The following is a 17,532-nucleotide window of genomic DNA, read 5'->3' as shown; positions in this document are numbered from 1 at the left end:
TTTATTCCTCTTCTTCTAGTGTGTTGTCATATTTGGTTACTGAAACAATCTTATCCTTATCATTGGCTAGATTTTTAAGTTTTACACCTACGGTATTTCTACCTGTTGTAGATATATCTCTTACACTTAGTCTAATCATATCGCCTGTTAGTGATACCATCATTATATCTGTATCTAAATCTACTGCCAAGCTGTCTACTAATTGACCTGTCTTTTCGGTTATCTTGTGGCATCTGACACCCTTTCCTCCCCTATTTTGGTTTTTGAAATTGGTGAAGGAGGTCTTCTTGCCGTAACCATTTTCTGTCACAACTAGAAGATAAGTTTCATCGCCCTTGATATTCATTGATACTACTTCATCACCCTTATCAAGCTTGATTGCTCTAACTCCTGCTGCCGCTCTTCCCATGCTTCTAACATCTTTGGTGTTAAATTGGATGGTCATACCGTTTTTTGTGGAAATAATTAGCTCTTCATCCTTTTCGATTTGTCTAACTGATATTAACTTATCGTCATCCTTGAGGGAGATAGCTATGATGCCATTTCTTCTAATCTTAGTAAAGTTTTCTGCATCAGTTTTCTTTATCTGACCATTTTTGGTTTGAAGAACCATCTGGCTATCCTTGCTTAATTCAGATAGGGTCACCATTTCGGTGATTTTCTCGCCACTTTCTAGGTTTAGGATGTTGATTATCGCTTGACCCCTGGATGTGCGGCTGCCTTCTGGAATCTTGTAGGCTTCTAGAGAGTAAACCTTGCCCATTGATGTGAAGAATAAGAGGTCTTCGTGGGTGTTGGTTGTGATTATCTTTTTGATGAAATCGCCCTCTTTGGTATTGCCTGCTGCAATTCCCTTGCCTCCCCTATTTTGTACCTTGTAGGTATCTATAGGAAGTCTTTTGATATATCCTTCCTTGGTTAGGGTTATTAGGATATCTTCTTCTTCAATTAGTTCTGTTATGTCCATCTCTCCCTCATCTGGGACTATTTTTGTCCTTCTATCATCGGCGTATTTTTCTTTGATTTCAGTCATTTCATCGATGATTAGGTTGATTAGGGTTTCTTCAGAGTTTAGGATTGAAAGTAGGTATTCAATTGTTCTTGCTAGCTCATCATTTTCTGCATTTAGCTTTTCAATTTCTAGTCCTGATAGGCGTTTTAGTTGCATGTCTAAGATGGCTTGGGATTGGATATCTGTTAGCTTGTATTTGTCGTAGAAGATTTTCTTGATTTGGTCATTGTCATAGGATGATCTGATTATCTTGATGATCTCATCTATGTGGTCAATGGCTATGATAAGACCTTCTACTATGTGCTTACGGTCCCTGGCCTTTGATAGGTCAAATGTAGTCCTTCTGGTTACTACTTCCTTTTGGTGGTCTACGTAATATTCGATTAATTCTTTTAGATTTAGAATCTTTGGCTCGCCTCCAACTAGGGCTAGGTTTATGATACCGAAAGTATTTTCTAGTTGGGTGTATTTGTAGAGGTTGTTTAGGACGATGTTGGCATTGGAATCTCTCTTGATTTCAACTACTATCCTCATTCCTTTTCTGTCTGATTCATCTCTGATGTCAGATATACCATCTACCCTCTTTTCCTTTACTAGGTCGGCGATTTTTTCGATTAGTCTTGCCTTATTTACCTGGTAAGGGATTTCTGAGATTATGATTCTTTCCCTATTTTTCTTGAAGGGCTCGATTCTTGCTACTGCCCTTTGCTTAATCTTGCCCCTGCCTGTGTGGTAGGCATCTTTTATGCCGGATTTTCCTAGGATTAGGGCACCTGTTGGGAAGTCTGGACCTGGGATTATTTTTATCAGGTCATCTATGGATATTTCTGGGTCTTTCATGTAGGCTACACAAGCATCGATTGCTTCGCCTAGGTTGTGTGGGGCCATGTTTGTGGCCATTCCTACTGCTATACCATTTGACCCATTTACTAGTAGGTTTGGAAATCTTGATGGAAGGACTGATGGCTCTAGCTCTTCTTCATCGAAGTTTGGCACGAAGTCAACTGTATCCTTGTTTATATCCCTTAGCATTTCCTTGGCTATCTTGCTCATTCTGACTTCTGTATAACGCATGGCTGCTGCCGCATCCCCGTCTATGGAACCGAAGTTACCTTGGCCTTGGGCAAGTGGATATCTGGTTGAGAAGTCTTGGGCTAGCCTTACTAGGGCATAATAGATTGCAGAGTCGCCGTGAGGGTGAAATTTACCCATTACATCTCCGACTACCCTGGCTGATTTTCTGGTTGGTTTATTTGGATCAAGGCCCAGTAGCTGCATGTCATAGAGGATTCTCCTATGAACTGGCTTAAGGCCATCACGCACATCTGGTAGGGCTCTTGATACTATTACAGACATTGAGTACTCAAGATAAGATGTTTTCATCTTGGTTTCAAGGTCTATATTCATTATATTTTGATTTTCTGTCATTTTGCCTCCTATACGTCTATATCTTTAACGTACTTGGCGTTTTCTTGGATGAAGTTACGTCTAGGTTCTACCTTTTCTCCCATGAGGAGGGCGAAGGTGTCATCGGTTGTGGTTGATTCCATATCTTCTACTACCCTTAGGAGGACACGCCTGTCTGGATCCATGGTTGTTTCCCATAATTGTTCGGCATTCATTTCACCAAGACCCTTGTATCTGTTGATCTTGTAGTTGTCTACTCCAAACTCTTTGATTACCTTATCTCTCTCATCATCTGAATAAACGTATCTTTCCTTCTTGCCTACGCTTATCCTGTATAAGGGTGGGAGGGCTACATATACGTGGCCTTCGTCGATTAAATCCTTCATATATCTGTAGAAGAAGGTTAAAAGCAAGGTTCTGATGTGGGCACCGTCGACGTCCGCATCGGTCATGATTATGATCTTGCCGTAGCGAAGTTTTTCTAGGTCAAATTCCTTGCCTATGCCTGTACCGAAGGCTGTGATCATGTTTTTGATCTCTTCTGAGTTTAGGACCCTGTCTAGGTGGGCCTTTTCTACATTCATTATCTTTCCTCTTAGAGGAAGGATGGCTTGGATTCTATTATCTCTACCACCTTTGGCAGAACCTCCCGCAGAATTACCCTCGACTATAAAGATTTCGTTTTCGCCAATGTCTGTTGATTGGCAGTCGGCAAGCTTGCCTGGAAGGGTAGCAGAATCTAGGATTGACCTCTTACGGGTTAAATCTCTTGCCTTTCTAGCTGCTTCTCTGGCACGTCTGCTGGCAAGGGCCTTGTCTAATATGGCCTTGGCTGGCTTTGGATTTTCTTCAAGGAAGGCTTGTAAGTGTTCTGTAATAAAGGTATCTACAGCACCCCTTACCTCTGAGTTTCCAAGCTTGGATTTGGTTTGACCTTCAAATTGAGGTTCAGATATTTTTACAGAAATTACTGCTGTAATTCCCTCTCTTATGTCCTCACCTTGGAGGTTATCTTCGTTATCTTTTAGGAAATTATATTTTCTTGCGTAATCATTTACAGTTCTTGTAAGTGATGACCTAAGTCCTGCCAAGTGGCTTCCGCCCTCTGGGGTTTGGATGTTGTTGGCATAGGATAGGATGTTTTCGCTATAAGCATCTGTATATTGGAAGGCAAATTCAACTTCGACATCTTCTTGGTAACCATCAAAGTGTGGAATCATCTCCATTATTGGGTCTTTATTCCTATTTAAATAGGCTACAAATTCTGATATTCCTCCTTCAAATTTGAAGCTTGTTAGGAAATCTTCTCTTTGGTCTTCAAAGATAATTTCTACTCCCTTATTTAAGAAGGCCATTTCCCTAAACCTATTTTCTAGGATTGTCCTGTCATAGATTGTTGTATCAAAGATTGTTCCATCTGCCTTGAAGGTGATTTTTGTACCAGTTTCGTCAGTGTCGCCTATTACTTCTATATCTTTTGTGACCTGGCCTCTGGCAAATTCCATCCTATAGATGTGGCCATCTCTTTTTACTTCTGCTATTAGGTATTCAGAAAGGGCGTTTACTACTGAAACACCTACACCGTGAAGACCTCCTGATACCTTGTAGGCTGAGTCGTCAAACTTACCACCAGCGTGGAGGACTGTAAGAACGGTCTCTAGGGTTGATTTGTGGGTTGTTGGGTGTTCTTTGACTGGGATTCCTGATCCGTCATCTTCTACACTTACAACATTGTCCTTGTCTATGGTAACTTTTATGTAGTCACAACGTCCGGCTAGGGCCTCATCTACCGAGTTATCTACTACTTCGTAGACTAGGTGGTGAAGTCCCCTCTGGCTGGTTGATCCTATATACATACCAGGTCTTAGACGAACGGGTTCTAGTCCCTCTAAGACCCTGATATTACCAGCATCATAATTATTTTCTGTCATACTTATCCTTTCTAATTCTGCCATCCTTGATATATGATATCTTATCAGCTGGCACTTCTTCTAGACTCTTGGTGTTGGTGGCTGTGATTATAGTTTGGTAGTCAGCTAGGTTTTCTAATAAGAATTTCGACCTAGATTCATCTAACTCTGAAAATACATCATCAAGTAAAATTACAGCCCTATCCCCGCTTATCTCCCTTAAAAGCCTTACCTCGGCTAGCTTTATATTGATAATTGCTGATCTCTGCTGGCCTTGAGAGGCGAAGAGCCTGGTGTTTTTGCCATTTATTTTGATAATTATATCATCTCTGTGGATGCCAGACTTCGTTGTTTGGTATCTTAAATCCTCATCCCTACTTGCTAAAAACTTCTCCTGATATTCTTCAAGACTACTTGCCTTTATATCCGGTATATATTCTATCTCTAGCTTTTCAGCCCCCTTAGTTAGGGCATTTTGGAAGTCATTGGCATATTTTTCTACATAGCCTATAAATTTATTTCTTCTCTTATAAATTTTGTAGGCTTCTCTTACCAAGGACTGGTCAAAAGCATCTAGCTGCTCTTTGAAAAATGAGGAAGATCTATTTTTTAGCAATTTATTTCTAGAATAAAGAAGCTTATCATAGTCTTTTTTGACCTGCTTATAGGAAAAATCAATGCTTGTTATGATTTCATCTAAGAGGTCCCTCCTAAGATTTGGTCCTTCCTTTATAATAAGGAGGTCTTCTGGAGTGAATAAGACTAGCTTGAATAATGATCTTAAATCCTTGTTCCTTGTATATTTTACTTCATTTACGAAAATATTCTTATCAGAAGAATCTACTTCTATCCTTACTTGTTTAAAGGAGCGGCCCTTTCTAATGGTGCCAGCAAGCTCCATCCTTTCCTGGCCAAACTGAATTAAATCCTTATCCCTTAGCTTCTTAAAGGAAGTGGCATTGGCTAGGTAATAACAAGATTCAAGAAGATTTGTCTTGCCCTGGGCATTGTCCCCTATAAAGATATTTATATTATCATTGAAACTTACATTTTCATAGAAATAATTCCTAAAATTGTATAATTTTATATCTTGTATCCACATTATTTGATTATAATCTTGTAATCATCAAAGATTACAAAGTCGCCTGGGTGGACTTTCTTGCCAGCTACAAAGCAAGGCTCATCGTTTAGGATGATGCCTTCTTCTTTGATTATGGCCTTGGCAATGCCTCCTGTTGGCACTAGGTTTAGGACCTTTAGGAGGTCCTTTAGCTTTATTTCCTTACTTTCAAATTCAATTATTTCCATAAGGGCCTCACTTAGCAAGTCTAACTGGTAGGACTAGGTAGGTATAGTCTTCACCCTCATGACTTGAATCTGTTGGGTAGATTAGACATGGGTTTAGGCTTGATTTGAAATTTAGCTTGATTTTTTCACTATCACAAGCCTTGACCCCATCCTGCATGTATTTGGCATTGAAGGCTATATCAAGGCCCTCGCCCTCTTGATCTACTTCTATAACTTCTTTTACATCACCGATTTCAGAATTTGACATGATTGTCATCATGCCCTCATCGATATTGACCCTGATAAGGTTGGCCCTGCCTGGGTCTGAAAGGACTTGGGCCCTGTCTAGGGCAGATGTTAACTCTCTTTTTTCTAGGACTATGGATGTTTCTGATATATCATTTATTATATTTCTGTAGTCGATATAATTTTTATCTATTACCTTGCATAACATAGTAGTGGATTCTGATACAAACATCAAGTCGTTGTCATTTTTATAAAGACTAGTTTTGCTATCATCTGAAACTATCCTTGACCATTCTAAAAGTGATCTCTTTGGAATAATGTATTCAGTATTTTCAAAATCTGCTGGATAATCTAGGGCAAGCTTCTTAAGGGCTACCCTATAGCCGTCAAGGGCTACCATATTTAGGGACCCTTCCTTTAATTCAAAGAGAATTCCTGTTAGGGCAAGCTTTGTTTCATCAAGGCTTGTAGCAAATTCTGTTTGATTTATAGATCTTTTTAGCTTGTCATTATCTATTTTTATAGGCATAGAATCTGGCTTTTTGATTTCTTCCTTCTCAAAATATTCAAAGGATATGAGGTTAAAGTTTGATCTCTTGCACTTGATATTAATCTTGCTATTTTCAAGCTCAATCTTTACAAGCTCATCTGGAAGCTTTCTTATTATATTACTAATGAGGTCTGCCTTTACAGCCATCACTCCTTCTTCTATAATATTGGCTTTGGCATAAGTTTTGATTGAGATTTCTCCATCGAAAGAAGTCAATGAGAGTCCATCCTTATCAGCGCTAAAGTATATTAATTCATGGATTTGTATATTGGTTGACTTGGATACGGCCCTATTGGCAATATTGATTGCTCCTAGTAGATCTTTTTGTTTGATTTCAAATTTCATGGTTGCTCCTTAACTATTATTTAAACTTAGTAGTATTAGTAGTAGGGAGTGTATAAATGTGGATATCTTTTATTGATATTAGTATTTCAAGCTTCATTGATGTGAATATCTCCTTGATATCTCTATGAATAAATGGCTAGTTTTCCACACTTTCCCCAAGAGATTTTTGAAGATTTGTAAAATTTAACTTATCAACAGACTTATCCACAAGATTATACACAAATCACTCTTTTATTTCTTTTATTAGAGATTCGATCTCGTTTTTTATGTCGTTATCTTCTTCCATCATCAGGCTAATTTTATCTATGCCGTGGATGACAGTTGTATGGTCCCTATCAAAGGCATTTGCAATAGTTACTAGGCTATCATCAAGAAGTTCTCTAGCTATAAACATGGCTATCTGCCTAGGATTGACTATTTCCTTCTTGCGGCTTTTGCCCTTAAGGTCGGAAAGCTTTATATTGTACTTACTTGCTACAGCCTGCTGGATATCGCCAATAGATAGCTTTTTCTTGGTATTTTTAACCCTAGTTCCCACACCCTTTATGGCATCTTCCATAGATACCTCTATCCTGCCGTCGCTTTTGGCATAGGCAATGGCTGTAGAAAGAGCTCCTTCCAGGTCTCTGATATTTGTGTCAATCTCATGGGCTATATAGGAAAGGATTGAATTATCAATAATTGCTCCCAAATCCTCAAGCTTTTTCTGAAGGATTGCCACCCTTGTTTCATAATCAGGCCTTGAGATATCTGCTATAATACCGTAGTTAAACCTTGAAACTAGCCTATCTTCTAGGTGTTTGATCTCTCTTGGTGGCTTATCTGAGGTTATAACTATTTGCTTGCCTGCATTGTAGAGGTCGTTAAAGGTATGGAAAAATTCCTCCTGGGTCGCCTCCTTATTGGCGATAAATTGGATATCATCTATAAGAAGGATATCAACTGACCTGTACCTGGACCTAAATTCTTGGTTCTTATTAGTCCTAAGGGCTGCTATCATCTCATTTGTAAACTTTTCACTAGATAGATACATGACATAGACATCATCCCTAGCTTCTAGTACCTGGTGGGCAATAGCCTGGATTAAGTGGGTCTTGCCAAGACCGCTATCCCCGTAGATAAAGAGGGGATTGTAGACTTTTGACTGCTCCCTCCTAGAAATAGTGTCAGCGACAGCCTGGCTAATAGATAGGGCGTATTGGTTGGATTTGCCTTGGACAAAATTTTCAAAGACATTGGCCTCCTCAAGCTGAGGTCTAGGGTAGGATTTAACCTTATCAATTCTCATCTGCCCATCCCCATCATATTCCTTGCCTAGGGTAAGGATCTTATCATAATCATCCCCATCCTTGGCCACAACCCTAACCTCAAGACTAGCTCCAATCTTATCTTCAATAGCATAAAGGGCCTCTTGTAACTTTGGAAGCCATATGCCATCAAAAATAAAGAGGGTGTCCTTCTTAGGAATTTCTAGATAAAGGGTGCCTTCATGCAAATTTAGGGGCTTTAGTATGTTAATCCATGTATTAAATTGCTGTGAATCGGTAACATGCATTTTCATTTCATTTTTTAATTCATTGGTAATGAATTCTAAACTTCGCATATAAACCTTCCTTTCTTACGGCTTATCCACATAGATAAAAGTCTTTAAATTTAGCTCTTATATAAAAAAATAGACAGCTTATCCCCAAAATAGGGATAAGTTGTGGATAAGTCCCTTGTTGATAAAAATAATCTTGATATTTAAAGCAAAATTAGGATAAGCAAAAAATTTTATATGTAAAAAATCAATCTTATCCACAAAATAATCTAAAATTAATGTTCAAAACTAAGTTTTACCCTTACTTTTACACAAGCAATTATACCATAAACAAGCCATTAATTCAACTTATCCACAAGAAGTAGATAAAAATATGGATAAGTCCCAAGTCATAAAAAGCAAAGCCCCAAAATCATTGTTGATATGTGGATAAGTCTGTGTATTTATTTAAATTTTGTATAAGAAAAATCAAATTTCCCTTGATTTTAGGATTTAAAAGTCAAAATAATCAGTCAAGTAAAAAAATATTCAGTCCAAATTTTATCTTGAAAATATGTGGATAAAATATTATCAAGAATCTTATCCACAATTAATATTTATACCAAAAATCCCAGGGAAAAAGAATAATTTTTAATTTTTCCCCTAATACTTATGCAAATATTAGGAAAAATTTATAAAGGCTCTTTTCTTTTGGAAAATACTTATAAAAAAATAATAAAAACCTTGACATATATGCTTATTTTCAATATAATAGTAAGAGTCAAAAATTATAGGAGGTGTAAAGATGAAAAGAACCTATCAACCAAATAGAAGAAAAAGATCTAAAGATCACGGTTTTAGAAAAAGAATGTCTTCTCCAGGCGGAAGAAGAGTACTTAAAGCTAGAAGAAAGAAAAACAGAAAAAGACTTTCAGCTTAATCTTTATAAGTAAAGAAGCTCTTAATGGAAAAAAGACTAAGCTTAAGGAAAGACAAAGACTTCCAGAAAGTCTACAAAAAAAACTTTGCATGTTATAATAGAGATTTCACAGTTCTAGTCAAAGATAACGGAACAAAGACTCCAAGATTTGGTTTCACAATCAGCAAGAAAATTGGCAAGGCGCATACCAGAAATTCTCTAAAAAGAAAGCTTAGAGAGATAATAAGGTTACATTACAAAAATCTCAATGGAGTAGATATAGTAATAATACCCAAAAAGCATACCACAGAATTTGACTACCAAAAATTAAAATCCTCTCTAGGTCATGCTCTTAACCAGGCATTTAAGAAAAAAAAGATATACTATGCTAAATAAAGTTTTTATAAAAATGATAAGATTTTATCAAAAATTCATTTCTCCACAATTAGGCAGTTCAAAATGCAAATACTACCCTACTTGTTCCAACTATGCCCTAGAGGCCTTTAGGAAATACGGGCCAGTAAAGGCTTTTTTTATGTCTTTGTGGAGAATTTTAAGATGTAATCCATTTTCAAAGGGCGGCTATGACCCAGTAAAATAAAATCTAGCCAGTTAATACCACAGATAAAAAACGGAGAAAATATGTTCAATTTTATAGCGATAATACTTGGTAAGCTCATGAGGTTCATCTATGATATCCTCTCAGCAAACTTCACAGAGCCAGGATCTGTAAGTTTCTATGCCTTATCAATAATCATAATGACCCTACTAGTAAGTCTTATGACAATACCAATAACCATATCAAGCCAAAAACAAGCAGAAAAAGCAAGAAGATTCAAGCCAAAAATGGACGAAATCCAAAAAAAATACGGCTATGACCAACAAGTTCTGCAAAAAAAGATGCAAGAACTCTACAAAGAAGAAGGCGTAGGACCAGGACTTGGAGGATGTCTACCAATGCTAATCCAACTGCTCGTAATAATAGCCCTCTTTAGAGTAATGCAAAATACCACAAAGTACGTATTCCCAGAAGGAGTAACCCACCTAAAAACCAACTTCTTTTGGATCGAAAACCTACTAAACCCAGACCCACTATGGTATGGTCTACCCCTACTAACATCCCTATCACAATTTGGTGTAACCTTATTCTCAATGAAGACAAACCCACAAATGCAACAGCAAGGCGGGGCAATGGGATCAATGAACACAATGATGCTAGTAATGCCACTAGCTTACTACTTCTTCTTTGTGAAACTCCCAGCAGGTCTTCCCCTATACTACACCCTATCATCAGTCTTTAGATTAATAATAATGGTAGGAATGCACTTATTTATGAGTAAAGATGAGGCAACAGAAAAATGAAAAAATCAGTAATCAAATCAGCAAAAACAGCCGACGAAGCTATAAAACTAGCCCTAGATGAAATAGGCAAAAAGAGAAGCGAAGTAAGCATAGAAATCCTAGAAGAAGCATCAGCAGGCTTCTTAGGACTCATAGGCGGCAAGGATGCCCTAGTAAGAGTATCCTATGAAGAAGACATCAAGGAAGTTTTAGACGACCTAAAAAGCGAAATAGAAGTCGAATCCTTCAAAGAAGCCAGCAAAGACTACGACGTCAAAGAAAGAAGCAGCTACTTCCAAAAAGAAGAAGGCCTAGAAGAAGAAAAAGAAACAATCACAGAAAAAGCCAAAGACCTAGGCGAAAAAGTCACAGAAGAAGCCAAAGATTTTGGTGAAAAAGTCACAGAAGAAGCTCAAGACCTAGGTGAAACAGTCAAAGATAAATTCGAAGAAGTAAAAGAAAAAGCAGAAGAAGGTGTAGACCAACTAATCGAAGATATCAAAGAAGACGGTCAAGAACTAGAAAACGCAATAGATGAAGTAGAAACAAGAGACTACGCCCTAAACAAAAAGCGTTCAAACATTGACAACTACTACAAAGCCAAAGAGCTCTTAGAAGAAATTCTAAAAGCTATGCACTTTGAAAACACAAGCGTCATCGGCAACCTCGACGGCCAACTAATCAAGCTAGAAGCAAAAGTAGATGAAAATGACACAGGCATCGCCATAGGCAAAAGCGGATCCACCCTAGATGCCATAGAATTCATAATCAGAAAAGCCATCGACTCAAGAGCCAACAGCCTAAGAGTAAACGTAGACATCAACGGCTACAAAAAGCGTCGTGACGAAAAAATCGTAAGACTAGCAAGAGAAACAGCAGAAAAAGTAGCCAAAAGCCAAAAATCATGGAACTTACGCTACATGAACTCCTACGAAAGACGCCTAGCCCACGAAGAAATCAGCAAACACAAAAACGTAACAAGCCACTCAGAAGGCCGCGAACCACAAAGATACGTAGTAGTAGACTATGTAGAAGAATAAAGATAAGAGTACTCGAAAGGGTGCTCTTTTTTAATGAAAGGATAAAAATGACTTACAAAGAAATAAAAGAAAGCCTAGAAAAATACGCCAAAGATAATTATAAAGACCTAATAAAAGCCATAATAAGCCTAGAAAGCCCAGAAACAAGCGAAGAGAAATTAGAAGAAATATATAATTACTACATGGAAAATGATGAGGTAAGGCTCTTAAGTGATGAAATTTTGGAGAGTTTGTAGGATATAATGCTATAGATGATTTTATAAAAATCTAAATTCTGATATAATTAATGTTAAGATTATAGTTTTATTTTAGCTAGAATTAATAAGAGAGTTTTTAAACTAATTGGAGAATATTATGAATAAGTTATTTGATGAATCAGATCCAAAATCAATAGAAAATTATGCTAAAAAATTAATAGGATATAGTTTTTCAGATGTTATTTATAGTGTCTCAAATAATGAATATGATTATAACATGCTAGTTGATTATTATAAATCACCTTATGGAAAAGGGTCATTAGGTAATTTACTAGAAAGATTATATTTTTTTTATCAACCAAATAGTGATTCAAGACCAGATTTTCCGGAAGCGGGTGTAGAGCTTAAAGTAACCCCATATGAATATACCAAAAAAGGCGATATAAAGGCTGGTGAAAGACTTGTAATAACAATGATACCATTTGATAGGCCTTTAAATAATGATATAATGCAGTCACATTTGCTTTCAAAATTAGAGTTGATATTATTTATTTTCTATTATAGAAATAAAGAACTATTAAGAACTGATTATAAAATTGGTTATGTGAATTTATTTCATATGCTTAGTGAAAAAACTAAAGAAGATTTTGAAATTATAAAAGATGATTATAAAAAAATAATAGATAAAATAAAAGCTGGAAAGGCGCATGAATTATCTGAAGGAGATACATTATACTTAGGAGCTTGCACTAAAGGAGCTACAGCTAAATCTAGTTATAGAAGTCAATATTATAGCAATATACCTGCAAAGAGTCGAGCTTTTTCTTTAAAACAATCATACATGAAATATGTTTTAAATCACTATATATTAAATGAAGTCGAAACATATGAAAGGGCTTTTGCTGAAGAAGAAATAGAAAATTCTGATTTTGAAAGCCTAGTGCTAAATAAGATTAATAATTATGTAGGCTATAAAGTTGAAGATTTATATAAAGAGTATAATATTAAATCTGGAACAAAATCTAGAAATCACTTACTTATTATGAGGCTTTTGGGAGTAAATACAGATAATGCCCAAGAGTTTGTCAAAGCAAATATTCAAATTAAAACAATTAGAGTAAAAAACAGCGGAGTATTAAGAGAGCATATGTCTTTTCCTAATTTTGTTATAGAAGAATTTATAGATGAAGACTGGGAAGAATCGGAAGTATATGAATTGTTTTCTCAAACAAAATTTATTTTTGTTGTTTTTAAAGAAGATGGCAATGGTGATGATATTTTGATGGGAGCTAAATTCTGGACTATGCCTATTTCAGACTTAGACAATGAAGGTAAGAAAGAATGGCGAATGTTCCAAGATAAATTTATATCTGGTATCAACTTTGAAGTAAAAGAAACCAATAATGGTGACTATAGAATAGATAATGATATACCAAAAGCTAGTCAAACAGAAATATTTCATGTTAGATTACATAGTAGTAATACAGGATATGTAATAGATGGTAAAAGGTATGGTAAGGGTAAAGACTCAGATATGGATACTTTGCCAAATGGAGATAAGATGACTAAACAATGTTTTTGGCTTAATAAAGATTATGTTAAAAATCAGATTGATGATTTAATATAGAAAGAGGATAGATGAAACTTAGTGTAGTAGAGTTATTTGCAGGTGTTGGTGGATTTAGAGTTGGCTTAAATGATATTAAGTCGTTTGATTATGAAACGGGCCTTGCAATTGAAAATAGAGATTGGGATTTTGTGTGGGCAAATCAATTTGAACCAGCATATAAAACCCAAGATGCATATGAATGTTACGCAAAAAGATTTGGTAAAGAAGATGTTTCGAATCTTGATATAAATTTAGTAGATAAAAAAATTATCCCAGACCATAGTTTACTTGTGGGAGGTTTTCCTTGCCAAGATTATTCTGTAGCAAGGTCCTTATCAAATGAACAAGGTATAGAAGGTAAAAAAGGTGTTTTATTTTGGCAAATTAGAGATACTCTGATTGAAAAAAATACTCCTTTTGTACTTCTTGAAAATGTTGACAGATTATTAAAATCTCCTGCCTCTATGAGAGGAAGAGATTTTGCTATAATGTTAAAAACCTTGGATGATTTAGGTTATAACGTAATTTGGAGAATGATTAATGCAGGAGAATATTCTATGCCACAAAAAAGACGTAGGGTATTTATATTTGCATTTAAAAATGATACAAAATTCTCTAAACAATTAGTCGATAAGGAATTAAATGAAATTCTTAAGGATAATTTTATTAATAAATTATTCCCTATAAATATGGAAGAAAAAAATAATAAATTGATAAGATTAGAAGAATACAAAGATATAGCAGATGTTTCAGATAATTATAAAGATGGGAAATTTTTTGAAACAGGGGTTATGATTAATCAAGAAGTTTTTACAAGTGAATTAGAACCAATAAGCGAAGATATTTATCCACTTAGCAAAGTTCTTATGGAAGCTAATTATTATAATTTAGCCGACTTATCAGCTTATGTAGTAGAAGATGAAAAACTAGATAAATGGAAATATCTAAAAGGATCCAAAAGGATTGAAAGAACTAATAAGAATGGTCACAAATATGTTTATAGTGAAGGCTCAATGTCCTTTCCTGAAGATTTAAATTCACCAGCTAGAACCATGCTCACAAGCGAGGGAACTTTAAATAGGTCATCCCATATAATATATGATGAAAATATTAAAAAATATAGGATTTTAACAGAAATTGAAGCTGAATTAATACAGATGTTTCCACCAAATTGGACAAATACAATGCCAAAAAGAAAAAGATATTTTATGATGGGTAATGCTCTAGTAACAGGAATTATCAATAGAATGGAAGCTGATTTAAGAGAAATAATATTAGGGGAAGATTAATCATAATTAGTAGAAAGATTATGGTGCAGAATAGGTGATTTTATTCCAATAATTGAATTTTCAATGCTTGATAAATTATAAAAATCATAAAAATTTTGTTACTAATAAAAGACAAGGCAGTAGTTCGCACCTACTGCCTTTTTTAATGTCTTGATTATCATGGAGAATCGCAATCTTTCTTTTCCTTGATATGGGTCAAGGGCTTTTTTGATTTAAGAGGTGGCTTCTCTTGCTTTTATTATATATAGAATTGCTTATATTTCAAATTCTCTCCCATATGGTCCAACATATTGACTTAAAAAATTAGATTTAGCTACTAAGTTAACAAAAGCTCTTAAAAAATATCATAGAGATTAAGTTTTATTTTGTGCTAAAATATATCAAACTTCTCCACATGGAGGTCGTTTTCTAGGAAGGTGATGAAGTTGTTTAGCTCTTCCTTATCCTTTGGATAGAAGTTGAAGTTTAGGATGAATTTGTCATCTTTAAATCTTAGGTTGTAGCCTTTTTTGTGGAGGTTGTTTTCTTCGACGTAGGTGTCGATTTTTTCTAGGATTTTGGAGTCTTTTGATTCTATTAGGGCTGTGTATTGGGTGTGTCTTTGGAAGATTTCTCCTTTGAACATATAGGATTGGAAGAAGACTATGAAGCAGGTGGCTATGATTCCTATGAAGTACATCCCTGCTCCAAAGGCCATGCCTATGATGGATGTGGTCCAGATGCCTGCTGCTGTGGTAAGTCCTGTGACCCCGTAGTTTTTTACGAAAATTAGGCCTGCTCCTAAGAATCCTACTCCTGATACGATTTGGGCTGCAACTCTTGCTGCATCGAAGTGTTTGACATCGTAAAAGCCGTATTTGGAGATTATCATGGCAAGGCATGCTCCTAGGCAGACTAGGGTGTGGGTTCTGGATCCTGCTGATTTGTTTTTGTATTCTCTTTCTGTTCCTATTATGAAGCCTGATGCCAGGGCGAGGGTCATCCTTGCTAGGAGGTAGAGGTTGAAGATGTATGATTTGTCCATTGGGTCCTTCTTTTATTTTTAATAAGAAAAGCTTGAGTTTTTGCTCAAGCCTTTTGTTTTTAGTTTTCACCTTCTATGTGGTAGCCGGTGTGGGTTTTTACTGGTTCTACTGTTAGTCTAGCTATGTTGTAGGCGTGGTCTCCGATTCTTTCCATGGTTGATAGGATGTCGTTGAAGACGTAGCTTGCCATTGTTGTGATGTCTAGACCTTGTTTTAGTCTCTTGTAGTGGGACTTTCTTAGTTTTACTTCCATTAGGTCAAGGGCGGCTTCGTCTTCTTTTAGCTTGTTATATTTGGCTAAGTCTTTTAGCTCGAAGACTTCTACTGCGCTTGCTATGTTGTTTATTACTAGATCGTAGATTTCGTTTAGGTCTGCTACCGCTTCTTCATTGTAGGATGAACCTGATTCTAGGATTTCGTTGAAGTATTCTGCTAGGTTTTCTCCTAGGTCTGATATTCTTTCGACGTTGATTTGGACTTGTAGGTAGGATTGTAGCTCTGCTTCTATGTCTACTGGAGCCTGGTTTTGTGCAAAGTTTAGTAGGTAGGCTTGGATTTTGGTGTCCATATCGTTGACCATTGACTCAGCTTCTTTGACTGTTTGGTAGTATTTTTTGTCTTTGGTGTTTAGGTATTCCTTGCTGGCCTTGATTGTTTCTAGGGCTACTACTGATTCCTGGATGATGGCTGTCCTTATTTGATCTAGGGCTGCTGCTGGGAATTTTTCTATTAGCATTTCATCAAGTTCTAGGTTGCCTAGGTCGGTTAGGATTGAATCCTTGCCTGGTATTATGTGTCTTAAGAGCCTTGCTGTTTGGCTGATTAGTGGCAAGAAGACTACCATACCTATGAAGTTGAAGGTGAAGTGTCCTACCGCTATGGTCATGAGCTTGTTGGCTCCAATGGCTGCTGCTATGTGTTCTACTAGAATTTTGTATGGGTTTAGGAAGATTAAGAAGATCAATGACACTGACACATTAAAGAGGATGTGGAAGAGTGATGTTCTTTTTGCTGATAGGGATCCTCCAAGGCTTGCTAGGATTGCTGTGATACAGGTACCTATGTTTGCACCAAACATGAGTGCTAGGGCGACGTTTAGGTCTATTGCCCCTGATGCAAAGAGGGACTGGGCTATACCGATGAAGGCTGATGATGATTGGATTAGGGCTGTGAGGGCCGCACCGATTATTACTGCTATGATTGGGTTTTGGGCCATATTTGCTACTACATCTTCAAAGCCTGGCACATCCTTTAGGGCTGTGAGGGATCCTCCCATCATTTCTAGACCTATGAATAATAGGCCAAAACCGACTAAGATTTCTCCTATGTATTTATTTTTTCTTCTGGCTGAGAACATGAAGATACCTACACCGATTAGGGCTATGAAGTAGGCGAAGTATCCTAGATCAAAACCTATTAAGATTGATGTGACTGTGGTACCTATATTTGCTCCAAGGGTTATACCTATGGCTTGTTCTAGGCTCATGATGCCTGCTCTTACGAAGCTTATGGCTATTACTGTTGTTGCTGATGATGATTGGATAAGTCCTGTTATAAAGATTCCGACAAAGACACCCTTGATTGGATTTGAGGTGTATTTTTCTACATAGCCTCTTAATTTTGGGCCTGCAAAGTTGGTTAGGGCATCACCCATTAGACTTATACCAAATAAGAATATGGCTAGCCCACCTGCGATTAGGTTCCATTCTAGGCTAGACAGTGACGATAATTGCATATTTCCTCCAAAAAAATTTTTGCGATTATTCGCTAAGGACTTTTGAATCTGGTCCCCTAAATAAAAATTATTTAGATTATCTTAATAAACTATACTTCTAA

16 protein-coding genes are annotated in these 17,532 nt (G+C 36.5%); 8 read left to right on the top strand and 8 right to left on the bottom strand.

The window, feature by feature from the left end:
* Window position 1 precedes the first annotated feature (1 nt).
* The 6 genes from gyrA to dnaA form a co-directional block, all read right to left on the bottom strand.
* Window positions 2–2,440, bottom strand: a complete 2,439-nt coding sequence (gene gyrA, locus RRB46_RS03500) for a DNA gyrase subunit A (RefSeq protein WP_311537501.1) — start codon at window positions 2,438–2,440, stop codon at window positions 2–4.
* An 8-nt stretch (window positions 2,441–2,448) separates the two neighbouring features.
* Window positions 2,449–4,350, bottom strand: coding sequence for a DNA topoisomerase (ATP-hydrolyzing) subunit B (gene gyrB, locus RRB46_RS03495; RefSeq protein ID WP_311537500.1), 1,902 nt, complete (start codon window positions 4,348–4,350; stop codon window positions 2,449–2,451).
* Entirely contained in the window at window positions 4,337–5,431 is a 1,095-nt protein-coding gene (gene recF, locus RRB46_RS03490; RefSeq protein ID WP_311537499.1) for a DNA replication/repair protein RecF, read from the bottom strand. Before recF ends, gyrB begins: the two co-directional genes overlap by 14 nt.
* The gene (locus RRB46_RS03485; RefSeq protein WP_311537498.1) at window positions 5,431–5,637 is read right to left on the bottom strand and encodes an RNA-binding S4 domain-containing protein; all 207 of its coding nucleotides are present in this window, start codon (window positions 5,635–5,637) and stop codon (window positions 5,431–5,433) included. Before RRB46_RS03485 ends, recF begins: the two co-directional genes overlap by 1 nt.
* Window positions 5,638–5,644: 7 nt before the next feature.
* Window positions 5,645–6,757 carry a DNA polymerase III subunit beta gene (gene dnaN / locus RRB46_RS03480; RefSeq protein ID WP_311537497.1) on the bottom strand — a complete coding sequence of 371 codons (1,113 nt, stop codon included), beginning with the start codon at window positions 6,755–6,757 and terminating at the stop codon, window positions 5,645–5,647.
* 223 nt (window positions 6,758–6,980) lie between these two features.
* Window positions 6,981–8,360, bottom strand: a complete 1,380-nt coding sequence (dnaA, locus tag RRB46_RS03475; RefSeq protein ID WP_311537496.1) for a chromosomal replication initiator protein DnaA — start codon at window positions 8,358–8,360, stop codon at window positions 6,981–6,983.
* A 721-nt stretch (window positions 8,361–9,081) separates the two neighbouring features.
* On the opposite strand from dnaA, the gene rpmH reads away from it, so the two are divergent.
* From rpmH to dcm, 8 genes are all read left to right on the top strand, one after another.
* Window positions 9,082–9,216 (top strand): 50S ribosomal protein L34, encoded by a 135-nt coding sequence (rpmH, locus tag RRB46_RS03470; protein ID WP_037326218.1) that lies wholly within the window; start codon window positions 9,082–9,084, stop codon window positions 9,214–9,216.
* Between the two features lie 24 nt (window positions 9,217–9,240).
* Window positions 9,241–9,591, top strand: a complete 351-nt coding sequence (rnpA, locus tag RRB46_RS03465; RefSeq protein WP_296127595.1) for a ribonuclease P protein component — start codon at window positions 9,241–9,243, stop codon at window positions 9,589–9,591.
* Window positions 9,581–9,796: a membrane protein insertion efficiency factor YidD gene (gene yidD, locus RRB46_RS03460; protein ID WP_234025866.1), complete on the top strand. Its 216-nt coding sequence runs from the start codon at window positions 9,581–9,583 to the stop codon at window positions 9,794–9,796. Before rnpA ends, yidD begins: the two co-directional genes overlap by 11 nt.
* 41 nt (window positions 9,797–9,837) lie before the next feature.
* Window positions 9,838–10,557, top strand: a complete 720-nt coding sequence (locus tag RRB46_RS03455; protein WP_296127592.1) for a YidC/Oxa1 family membrane protein insertase — start codon at window positions 9,838–9,840, stop codon at window positions 10,555–10,557.
* Window positions 10,554–11,576 carry an RNA-binding cell elongation regulator Jag/EloR gene (jag, locus tag RRB46_RS03450; RefSeq protein WP_311537495.1) on the top strand — a complete coding sequence of 341 codons (1,023 nt, stop codon included), beginning with the start codon at window positions 10,554–10,556 and terminating at the stop codon, window positions 11,574–11,576. The genes RRB46_RS03455 and jag overlap by 4 nt, the downstream gene beginning before the upstream one ends.
* Window positions 11,577–11,623: 47 nt before the next feature.
* Window positions 11,624–11,812 carry a hypothetical protein gene (locus tag RRB46_RS03445; protein WP_311537494.1) on the top strand — a complete coding sequence of 63 codons (189 nt, stop codon included), beginning with the start codon at window positions 11,624–11,626 and terminating at the stop codon, window positions 11,810–11,812.
* 118 nt (window positions 11,813–11,930) lie between these two features.
* Window positions 11,931–13,400, top strand: coding sequence for a Sau3AI family type II restriction endonuclease (locus RRB46_RS03440; protein WP_311537493.1), 1,470 nt, complete (start codon window positions 11,931–11,933; stop codon window positions 13,398–13,400).
* Between the two features lie 11 nt (window positions 13,401–13,411).
* Window positions 13,412–14,671 (top strand): DNA (cytosine-5-)-methyltransferase, encoded by a 1,260-nt coding sequence (gene dcm / locus RRB46_RS03435; protein ID WP_311537492.1) that lies wholly within the window; start codon window positions 13,412–13,414, stop codon window positions 14,669–14,671.
* Window positions 14,672–15,041: 370 nt separating this feature from the next.
* Here dcm and RRB46_RS03430 read toward each other — a convergent pair whose 3' ends face one another.
* Complete coding sequence (locus tag RRB46_RS03430; RefSeq protein WP_311537491.1) at window positions 15,042–15,695, bottom strand: MgtC/SapB family protein; 654 nt, start codon at window positions 15,693–15,695, stop codon at window positions 15,042–15,044.
* A gap of 59 nt (window positions 15,696–15,754) precedes the next feature.
* Window positions 15,755–17,431, bottom strand: coding sequence for a Na/Pi cotransporter family protein (locus tag RRB46_RS03425; protein ID WP_265237340.1), 1,677 nt, complete (start codon window positions 17,429–17,431; stop codon window positions 15,755–15,757).
* Between the last annotated feature and the right edge of the window lie 101 nt (window positions 17,432–17,532).

Source organism: uncultured Anaerococcus sp., from assembly GCF_963512375.1.
In the GTDB taxonomy this organism is placed as follows: domain Bacteria; phylum Bacillota; class Clostridia; order Tissierellales; family Peptoniphilaceae; genus Anaerococcus.
Note: the sequence above shows the minus strand (reverse complement) of the source record. Positions and strands in the feature narration are given on the sequence as shown.